Source organism: Pseudomonas sp. GM60 (genome assembly GCF_000282415.1).
Classification (GTDB): domain Bacteria; phylum Pseudomonadota; class Gammaproteobacteria; order Pseudomonadales; family Pseudomonadaceae; genus Aquipseudomonas; species Aquipseudomonas migulae.
Genome location: NZ_AKJI01000065.1, coordinates 74,227 through 83,959, shown reverse-complemented (window position 1 = coordinate 83,959; position 9,733 = coordinate 74,227). Strand labels below are relative to the sequence as shown.

At 61.0% G+C, this 9,733-nt stretch carries 5 protein-coding genes; all 5 read right to left on the bottom strand.

The window, feature by feature from the left end:
- Positions 1–300 (bottom strand): MHYT domain-containing protein (locus PMI32_RS12825; RefSeq protein ID WP_008030214.1); only part of this gene is annotated, 300 nt, incomplete at its 3' end.
- Between the two features lie 315 nt (positions 301–615).
- Positions 616–2,091, bottom strand: a complete 1,476-nt coding sequence (locus PMI32_RS12830; protein ID WP_008030212.1) for an efflux transporter outer membrane subunit — start codon at positions 2,089–2,091, stop codon at positions 616–618.
- Positions 2,088–5,195, bottom strand: a complete 3,108-nt coding sequence (locus PMI32_RS12835) for an efflux RND transporter permease subunit (protein WP_008030210.1) — start codon at positions 5,193–5,195, stop codon at positions 2,088–2,090. Before PMI32_RS12835 ends, PMI32_RS12830 begins: the two co-directional genes overlap by 4 nt.
- Positions 5,192–8,296, bottom strand: a complete 3,105-nt coding sequence (locus tag PMI32_RS12840) for an MdtB/MuxB family multidrug efflux RND transporter permease subunit (protein ID WP_008030209.1) — start codon at positions 8,294–8,296, stop codon at positions 5,192–5,194. The genes PMI32_RS12835 and PMI32_RS12840 overlap by 4 nt, the downstream gene beginning before the upstream one ends.
- A complete protein-coding gene (locus tag PMI32_RS12845) occupies positions 8,293–9,609 on the bottom strand; it encodes an MdtA/MuxA family multidrug efflux RND transporter periplasmic adaptor subunit (protein ID WP_032828793.1) in 1,317 nt (438 codons plus the stop codon). The genes PMI32_RS12840 and PMI32_RS12845 overlap by 4 nt, the downstream gene beginning before the upstream one ends.
- Positions 9,610–9,733: the final 124 nt, after the last annotated feature.

Below are 9,733 nucleotides of genomic sequence, written 5' to 3'. Positions count from 1 at the left end.
TGGCTGGCTGACCAGCCACAGGGCGAAGCCGCTGGACAGGAACGCGGTCAGCAGCGACAGCGATGTCAGCGTGACATCGTAGCCAAGGTCAATCGGCAATTTGAACGCGAGCATGCCGATGAAATGCATCGACCACACACCAATGCCCATCGCAAAAGCCCCGCCCGCCGTCCACAAATGCACGGCCCGACCTTTGGCGGTGGCAATGCGCCCGGTCATGTCGAGTGCGGTATAGGAGGCGAGAATCGCTACGAAGAGCGAAATGATAACCAGCGTGGGTGAATAGCTACCGATGAGCATTGGATTTCTCGCGACTACCCCGCCGTACTGCTTCCGTTCTCGGGGGGCAAATCGGGCGATTGTACTGATTGCACAAAAGAACGCACTGAGAAAATTAGCAAAGGGCCATCAAGCCGATGAAACGCTTGTTTGATCGCCCGCAATACCTCTGAAACGTTACGCCCGAGCCGCACCCCACACCTCTGTAGGAGCTGTCGAGTGAAACGAGGCGGCGATTCTTTCAGGCAATGAAGATCTGGAGCAAGATCAAAAATCGCCGCCTCGTTTCACTCGACAGCTCCTACAGGGATACGGGGGAACACGGGAATACAGGGGTCAGTTGTTGAGTTCGAGCTGGCCGTCCCATCCGCCGCCCAGCGCCGCAATCAATTGTACGCTGGCGATCAGCCGGCTCTGCAACAAGTCCAGCATGTTGCGTTCATTGTTCAGCGCCGTGGCTTGCACCACGACCACATCCAGATAAGCAATCAAGCCGGCCTTGTACTGGTTCTGGGTCAGGCGCAGGGACTCACGCGCCGCGTCCAGTGCCTGTTGGCGCACGGCGGATTCGTCTTCCAGGACCTTGAGCTGAACCAGGTAGTTTTCCACTTCACGGAAACCGTCGAGCACGGTCTGACGGTATTTGGCGACAGTTTCGTCATAGGCCGCTTCGCTGCGGTCGACTTCCGCCGAGCGCTGACCGCCGTCAAACAGGGTCATTGCCAGTTGCGGGCCGACCGACCAGAAGCGGTTAGGCACACTGATCCAGTTCGAAGAGGTGCTGCTGCTGTAACCGCCGTTCAAACTCAACGTCAAGTCTGGGTAATAAGCTGCCTTGGCCACGCCGATGTTGGCGTTGGCCGCCATCACCGAGCGCTCGGCGGAGGCGATGTCCGGGCGACGTTCGAGCAATTGCGAAGGCAGGTTCAGCGGCACGTCGGGCAGCAGCGGGATGTCCGTGGTTTCTGCGAGGCTGAACTCAGCGGGCGGCAGCCCGATCAGTACGGCGATAGCGTTCTCGAACTGGGCGCGCTGCCAGATCAGATCGACCAACTCGGCCTCGGTGCTCTTGAGCTGAGTGGTGGCCTGTGCCACCGCGTCTTTGCCGGAAACGCCGGCGCGGTACTGGTTTTCGGTCATTTTCAGCGAGCGCTGATACGCCTCGACCGTCGCTTGCAGCAGGCGTCTTTGCTCATCGATCACGCGCAATTGCAGGTAGTTCTGCACCAACTCCGACTGCTGGCTCAACCGCATCGCCGCCAGATCGGCAAAACTTGCCTCGGCGTTGGCGGTGTCGGCCTCAAGGCCCCGGCGCAGTTTGCCCCAGACGTCGGCCTCCCAACTGACCCCGGCCTGGGCCGTGTAGGTGTTGCGAATACCGCTGGAGGAACTGCTCAGGCTCGAACTGCTGCTGCCGGTGCCCTGGCTGGAACGGTTTTTCCCGACGGTCAGGTCCACCGTCGGGAAGAAAGCGCCGCGGGCACTGCGCACCAGGGCCTGGGCCTGACGGTACTGGGCCTCGGACTGAGCAACGGTCTGGTTGGCGCTGTTGAGTTTGTCGATCAGGCCGTTGAGCTGTTGATCGCCATACAGCTCCCACCAGGCACCGCGGGCCAGGGAATCGCTCGGGTTGGCCTGACGCCAACCAGCCGCCTCCTTGTACTGCACCGGCGCGGCGGCCGTCGGGCGCTGGTAATCCGGGCCGATGGCGCAGGCACTGAGCAGCGCCACGCACAGCGACAGGCTCAACAAACGCGAGCCTCTGGCCGTGATCAGCGGTGCAGACAGGTTGATAAGCGAACGGTCAGTCATAGCGGAGTTTCCAGAGCAGCATCAGTACGCACCCCACGCCATTTATTGAAACGATGGCGCAGTTTGTCGAGATAGAGGTAAACCACCGGGGTGGTGTAAAGGGTCAGCACCTGACTGAAGATCAGCCCGCCGATAATGGTCAGGCCCAGCGGCTGGCGCATTTCCGCACCTTCGGCACGGCTCAGCAGCAGCGGCAACGCCCCGAGGATCGCCGCCAGCGTGGTCATCAGAATCGGACGCAGACGTTGCAGGCACGCGCTGCGAATCGACTCCAGCGGTTCCAGGCCCTTTTGCCGCTCCAGTTGCAGCGCGAGGTCGATCATCAGAATGGCGTTTTTCTTCACCACCCCGATCAGCAAAAACAGGCCGAGCAACGAGATCAGGCTGAACTCGCCGCCCAATGCATAGATCGACAGCAACGCGCCGACCCCGGCCGACGGCAAGGTCGAAAGAATGGTCAGCGGGTGAATGTAGCTTTCATACAGCACGCCCAACACCAGATACACCGCCACCAGCGCGCCAAGAATCATCCACGGCTGGCTCTTTTGCGTGGCGGCAAAGGCATCGGCTGTACCGGCCATTTTGACGATGACATCTTCCGGCATACCGAGCTTGGCAATCGCCCGTTCGATGGCCGCAGTGCCCTGCTCCACGGTCACGCCTTCGGCCATGTCGAAGGAAATGCTTTCGGAGGCGAACTGGCCTTCATGGCTGACGCGATCATCTTCCAGGCTGTTTTCGTAATGGGCGATGGTCGACAGCGGAATCCGCGCGCCGTCGGCGGTGATCACCTGGACCTGCTTGAGGGTGATCGGGTCCTGGGCGTACTTCGGATTGACCTCCATCACCACCTGATACTGGTTAAGGCTGTCGTAGATCGTCGAAATCTGCCGCTGGCTGTAGGCGTTGTTCAACACGGCGGTGACCATGTCCATGTCGACACCCAGGCGTTTGGCCTGATCGCGATCGACGATCAAGGTCACTTGCTGCGCGCCGCGTCCTTCACGGGCGTCAATCGCGGTCAGCTCCGGCAATGCCTTGAGCGCGGTGACGACCTTCGGGTACCACTGACGCAATTCGCCAAGGTCGGCGCTTTGCAGGATGTAGGAATACTGCGAGCTGGTCTGTTCACGACCACCGCCAAACTGCAGGTCCTGATCCGCCATCAGCATCAACTGTGCGCCGGGAACCTTGGGCATTTCCTTGCGCAGGCGTTCGATGACTTTTTGCGCGGACACGCCACGTTCCTTGATCGGTTTCAGACGCACCAGCATGAAGGCGTTGTTGGTGCCGTTAGTCCCACCGATGAAGCCGGCGACGCTTTCCACTGCCTCATCTTTCAACACGGCACGGCGGAAGATTTCCATTTTCGGCTGCATAACGCTGAACGACAGACCATCGTCGCCGCGCACGAAACCGATCAGTTGGCCGGTATCTTGTTGAGGTAAAAACGTTTTAGGAACAACAACATACAGCGCAATATTAACGCCAACTGTCACGATCAAACTGAGCAACGTCAGACGACGGTGGCGCAGCACCCAGTCAAGGCTGGTGGCGTATTTGCCGACCATCCACTCGTTGGCGCGCTGGCTCCAGCGCTGCAAACGGTTTTCCTGACCCGGCGTATGTGGCTTGAGCCAACGGGCGCACAGCATCGGTGTCAGCGTCAGCGAGACCACCAGCGACACCACGATGGACGCCGCCAGCGTGATGGAAAACTCACGGAACAGGCTTTCGATGATCCCGCCCATAAACAGGATCGAGAGGAACACCGCCACCAGCGACACGTTCATCGACAGCAGCGTAAAGCCGACTTCCTGTGCCCCGAGGTAAGCGGCCTTCATCGGCGGCACGCCTTCGTCGATGTGCCGGGAAATGTTCTCCAGCACCACGATGGCGTCGTCCACCACCAGCCCGGTGGCCAAAATCAATGCCATCAGCGACAGGTTGTTCAGCGAGAACCCATAGAGGTACATCACCGCGAAGGTGCCGACCAGCGACACCGGCACCGCGAGGGTCGGAATCAGCGAAGCGCGGAAGTTACCGAGGAACAGGAACACCACCAGAATCACCAGCGCCACGGCAATCAGCAGGGTCATTTCCGCTTCATGCAGGGTCGCCTTGATCACCGGCGAGCGGTCCATGGCCAGGTTCAATTTGACGCTGGCCGGCAGTACCGCTTGCAGTGCCGGGAGCTGGGCCTTGATTTCGTTGACGGTCTCGATGATGTTGGCGCCGGCCTGGCGGTTGATCACCAGCAGCACCGCCGCGTCGTCGTTGAAGAAACCGCTGTTGTAACGGTCTTCGACACCGTCGCTGACCTTCGCCACATCCTTCAGGCGCAGTGCCGCACCGCCGTTGTAGTGGATGATCAGCGACTCGTAGTCCTTGGCCTTTTCCAGTTGATCGTTGGCCTGAACCTGCCACAAACGCTGACCGTCTTCGACCGAGCCCTTGGGCCGGCGCACGTTGGCATTGGCGATGGTGTTACGCACATCGTCCAGCGCCACGCCGTATTGGTTGAGCGCCTGCGGTTCAAGTTCGATACGCACCGCCGGCAAAGAGCTGCCGCCGATCTGTACTTCACCCACGCCCTGCACCTGGGACAGGCTCTGGGACAGGATCGTCGAGGCCAAATCGTAGAGTTGGCCCTTTTCCAAAACGTCCGAGGTCAGCGACAGCACCATGATCGGTGCCTGGGACGGGTTGACCTTCTTGTAGGTCGGCATGCTGCGCATCCCGCTCGGCAGCAGGTTGCGCGAGGCGTTGATCGCCGCTTGCACTTCCCGCGCTGCGCCGTTGATGTCGCGGTCGAGGTCAAACTGCAAAATGACCCGGGTCGAGCCCTGGCTGGATCGACTGCTCATGGTGTTGACCCCGGCAATGGCGCCGAAGGAACGTTCGAGCGGCGTGGCCACGGTCGAGGCCATTACCTCCGGGCTCGCGCCGGGCAGGCTGGCCTGAACCACGATCACCGGGAAATCCATTTGCGGCAGCGGCGACACCGGCAGCAAGCCGAAGCTCACCCCGCCCAGCAGCATGATCGCCAGGCTCAGCAACATGGTGGCGACCGGGCGCTTGATGAAAGGTCCGGAGAGGTTCATGGCTGCTCGACCACTTCCACGGACTCGGACTTGCGGCCCCAGCGCCGACCGAGGCGGTCGAAGTACAGGTAGATAACAGGCGTGGTGAACAGCGTCAGTACCTGACTCACCAACAAACCACCGACCATCACCAGACCCAACGGCTGACGCAACTCAGCGCCGGAACCGGTGGCGAGCATCAACGGCACCGCGCCGAACAACGCCGCCAGCGTGGTCATCAGAATCGGCCGGAACCGCAGCAGCGCGGCTTGATAGATCGCCGTTTCCGGGTCCATGCCCTGATTGCGCTCAGCATCGAGGGCGAAGTCGATCATCATGATCGCGTTTTTCTTCACGATGCCGATCAGCAAAATGATGCCGATGATTGCGATCATCCCCAGGTCATTGCCACTCAACAGCAACGCCAGCAAGGCGCCGACCGCCGCCGAGGGCAAGGTCGAGAGGATGGTGATCGGGTGGATGTAGCTCTCGTAGAGCACGCCGAGCACGATGTACATGGTCACCACCGCCGCCAGAATCAGCAGCAAGGTGCTCGACAGCGAAGCCTGGAACGCCTCGGCCGCGCCCTGGAACTGAGTCTGCACGCCAATCGGCATGCCGATGTCCTTTTGCACTTGCTCGATGATTTGCACCGCATGCCCCAGCGCCACGCCGGGTGCGAGGTTGAAGGACATCATCACCGCCGGGAACTGGCCGATGTGGGTGATCGCCAGTTGCGCCTGACGTTCTTCGATGTGCGCCAGGCTGGACAGGCGCACTTGCCCGCCATCGGTGGTCTTGACGTGAATCTGGTTCAGCGCGTCCGGGCCGATTTTCTCGCCGGACTGCGATTGCAGGACCACACGGTACTGGCTGGCCTGGGTGTAAATGGTCGAAATCTGCCGTTGGCCGAAGGCGTCGTACAGCGCGTCGGTGATGTTCGACACCGATACGCCGACCCGCGACGCGGCATCGCGGTCGATCACCAGATAAACCTGCAAGCCTTTGTCCTGTAGGTCGCTGGCGACGTCGGTCAGTTCCGGCCGTTGGGCCAGAGCCTCAACCAATCGACTGCTCCACAGGCTGAGCAACTCGGAATCCGGCGACGACATGCTGAACTGGTACTGCGTGCGGCTGACCCGGTCTTCGATGGTCAGGTCTTGCACTGGCTGCATGAACAGACGGATACCGACCAGCTTGTCGAGTTCCGGTTGCAGGCGGGCAATCACCTCGGTGGCGCTCAAGTCGCGATTGCTGTGTGATTTGAGGTTGATCAGCAGGCGACCGCTGTTCAACGTCGAGTTGTCGCCATCGACGCCGATATAGGACGACAGACTCTCTACGGCCGGATCCGCGAGGATCACCTTCGCCAGTTCTTGCTGCCGCTCGCTCATCGCCGCAAAGGAAATTGACTGCGGCGCCTCGGAAATCCCCTGAATCACCCCGGTGTCCTGCACCGGGAAGAAGCCCTTCGGCACGACCATGTAAAGGAACACCGTCAGCGCCAAAGTGCCGATGGCCACCAGCAACGTCAGCGGTTGATGCTTGAGAACCCACTTTAACTTGCGCCCGTAAGCCGCGATCATCCAATCAATTGCTTCGCCGCTGGCCCGGTAGAAGCGGCCTTGCTCTTCTTCCTTGGGTTCACGCTTGAGCAACCGCGCGCACATCATCGGTGTCAGGGTCAACGACACGACCAGGGAAATCAGGATCGCCACCGCCAGGGTGATGGCAAATTCGCGGAACAAGCGCCCTACCACGTCGGCCATGAACAGCAGCGGAATCAGTACCGCGATCAGCGACAGCGTCAGGGAAATCAGGGTAAAGCCAATCTGCTTGGCGCCCTTGAGCGCCGCGTTCAACGGGCTGTCGCCCTCTTCGATGAACCGGGAAATGTTCTCCAGCATGACGATCGCATCGTCCACCACGAAACCGGTGGCGATGGTCAGCGCCATCAAGGTCAGGTTGTTCACCGAGAATCCGGCGAGGTACATCACGCCGAAGGTGCCGATCAGCGACAGCGGCACGGCCACCGATGGAATGATCGTGGCGCTGGCCCGACGCAGGAACAGGAACGTGACCATCACCACCAACGCGATGGCGATCAGCAGTTCGTGTTGCACATCGGTGACGGACGCGCGGATGGTTTGGGTGCGGTCGGTCAGTACGGTGACCTCGAGACCGGCCGGCAAGTTGTCGGTGATGCTCGGCAGCAAGGCCTTGATCCGGTCGACCACCTCGATGACGTTGGCGCCCGGCTGGCGCTGAATGTTCAGCAACACCGCCTGATTCTCATTGGCCCAGGCTGCGAGGCGCTCGTTCTCCGCCCCATCGACGATTTCCGCCACGTCCTTGAGCCGCAACGGCGCGCCGTTGGTGTAGGCCAGAATCAGGTTGGCGTAATCCTTGGGCGAGGTCAGTTGATCGTTTGCATCGAGCATCGAGACCCGGGTCGGGCCGTCGAAGTTGCCCTTGGGCTGGTTGACGTTGGAGGCGCCGATCAGGGTGCGGACGTCCGACAGGTTCAGGCCGTTGGCCGCCAGGGCCTCGGGGTTGACCTTGATCCGCACCGCCTGACGCTGGCCGCCGGCAATGCTGACCATGCCGACGCCGCTGATCTGGGCGATTTTCTGCGCCATGCGCGTATCGACCAGATCATTGAGCTTGGGCAACAGCATGGTTTTGGAGGTGATCGCCAGGGTCAGCACCGGGGTGTCCGCCGGGTTGACCTTGTTGTACACCGGCGGCGCCGGCAGGTCCTTGGGCAGCAGATTGGTCGCGGCGTTAATCGCGGCTTGCACCTGCTGCTCGGCGACGTCCATGTTGATGTCGAGGCTGAACCGCAGGGTCAGCACCGAAGCGCCACCAGAGCTGGTCGAGGCCATTTGGGTGAGACCCGGCATCTGACCGAACTGGCGTTCGAGCGGCGCGGTGACGGCGCTGGTCATGACGTCCGGGCTGGCGCCGGGATAGAGGGTCATCACGCGAATGGTCGGGTAATCGACCTGCGGTAACGCCGACACTGGCAACAGTCGATAGGCGATCACGCCGGCCAGAATAATGGCCAGCATGCTCAGGGTCGTGGCGACCGGGCGAAGGATGAACAGCCGCGAGATGTTCATGCGCCGCCCTTTTTCGCCTTGTCGGTGGTCGCCGGCTCAGTCGCGTCGGCCGCCGATTTACCTTGCAGGTGCCCGGTCGGGGTGGTCGGCACATCCTTGGTGTCGTTGACTACTTCTACTTCGCTGCCTTCCTTCAGGCGGTCGGTGCCTTCCAGGACGACACGATCGCCGGCGGCCAGGCCTTCGGTGATCACGGTGTTGTCTCCATCGCTGGCGCCGACTTTCAACTGGCGGATCGTGACTTTCTTGTCGCCATCCATCGCATAGACGAAGGTGCCGTTGGTGCCGAATTGAATCGCTGCCGACGGCGCGAGTACCACGCCTTTGAGGGTGTCGGCCAACAGGTGGACGTTGACGAACTGATTGGGGAACAGCGCCTGATCACGGTTTTCGTAGCGCGCCTTGAATTTCAGGGTGCCGGTGGTGACGTCGATCTGGTTGTCGAGGCTCTGCAATACACCGGTGGCCTGTATTTGGGTGTCGCCACGGTTCCACGCTTCGGCGGGCAACTTGGCGCCGCTGCGATAGCGGGTCAGCACCACGTCGAGGCTGTTTTCCGGCAAGGTGAACGCCACGCTGATCGGTTGGGTCTGGGTGATGATCGCCAGCGCCGTGGTGTCGTTGGCCGCCACCAGGTTGCCGACGTCGAGCTGACGCAGGCCCACACGGCCGGCTATCGGCGCACGGATTTTGGTGAATTCGAGATTGAGCTTGGCGTCGTTGACCGCCGCCTGATTGGTCTTGACCGTGCCTTGATATTGGCCGACCAGCGCTTCGGCGGTGTCCAGGGTTTGCTTGGCGATACTGTCTTCGCGGTACAGGTTGCGATAACGCTCGACATCGACCTGCGCGTTTTTCAGTTGCGCCTGATTCTGCAACAAGGTGCCTTCGGCTTGCAGCAAAGCGTTCTGGTAAGGGCGTGGATCAATTTCCGCCAGCAAGTCACCGGCCTTGACCATCTGCCCTTCTTCGAACGATACCTTGATCAGTTCGCCGCCCACCCGGCTGCGCACATTAATGGTGTTCAGCGCCGTCACGGTGCCCAACGCCTTGTAATACAGCGGGAAGTCACCCTTGACCGCCGGCGCCACACGCACCGGAACCGGCCCGGTCGCCCCGCCGAATCCAGGACGCATCCCCCCGGCCCTGCCGGTGTGCCCGGCCACGGCTTTTTGTCCGTTGCCTTCTTTTGGCGCAGCACTGCCAGGCCAGAATTTCCAGCACAGGCCGGCGATGACCAACAAGACAAGCAGGCCGAACAGCCAGCGACGAGGACTACGGGGAGCAGAGGATTGCATTGAATGATCAACCATTGGGCGCGTGGGCTTTTTCTACGGGAGGCTGAACGATAAGCACTGGCGGGGATTTAGCAAAGCGCCTTTACCGGCAATTTACCTTCGGCTTACGTAACAGGAGACTTATCTAAGACACTGAAGC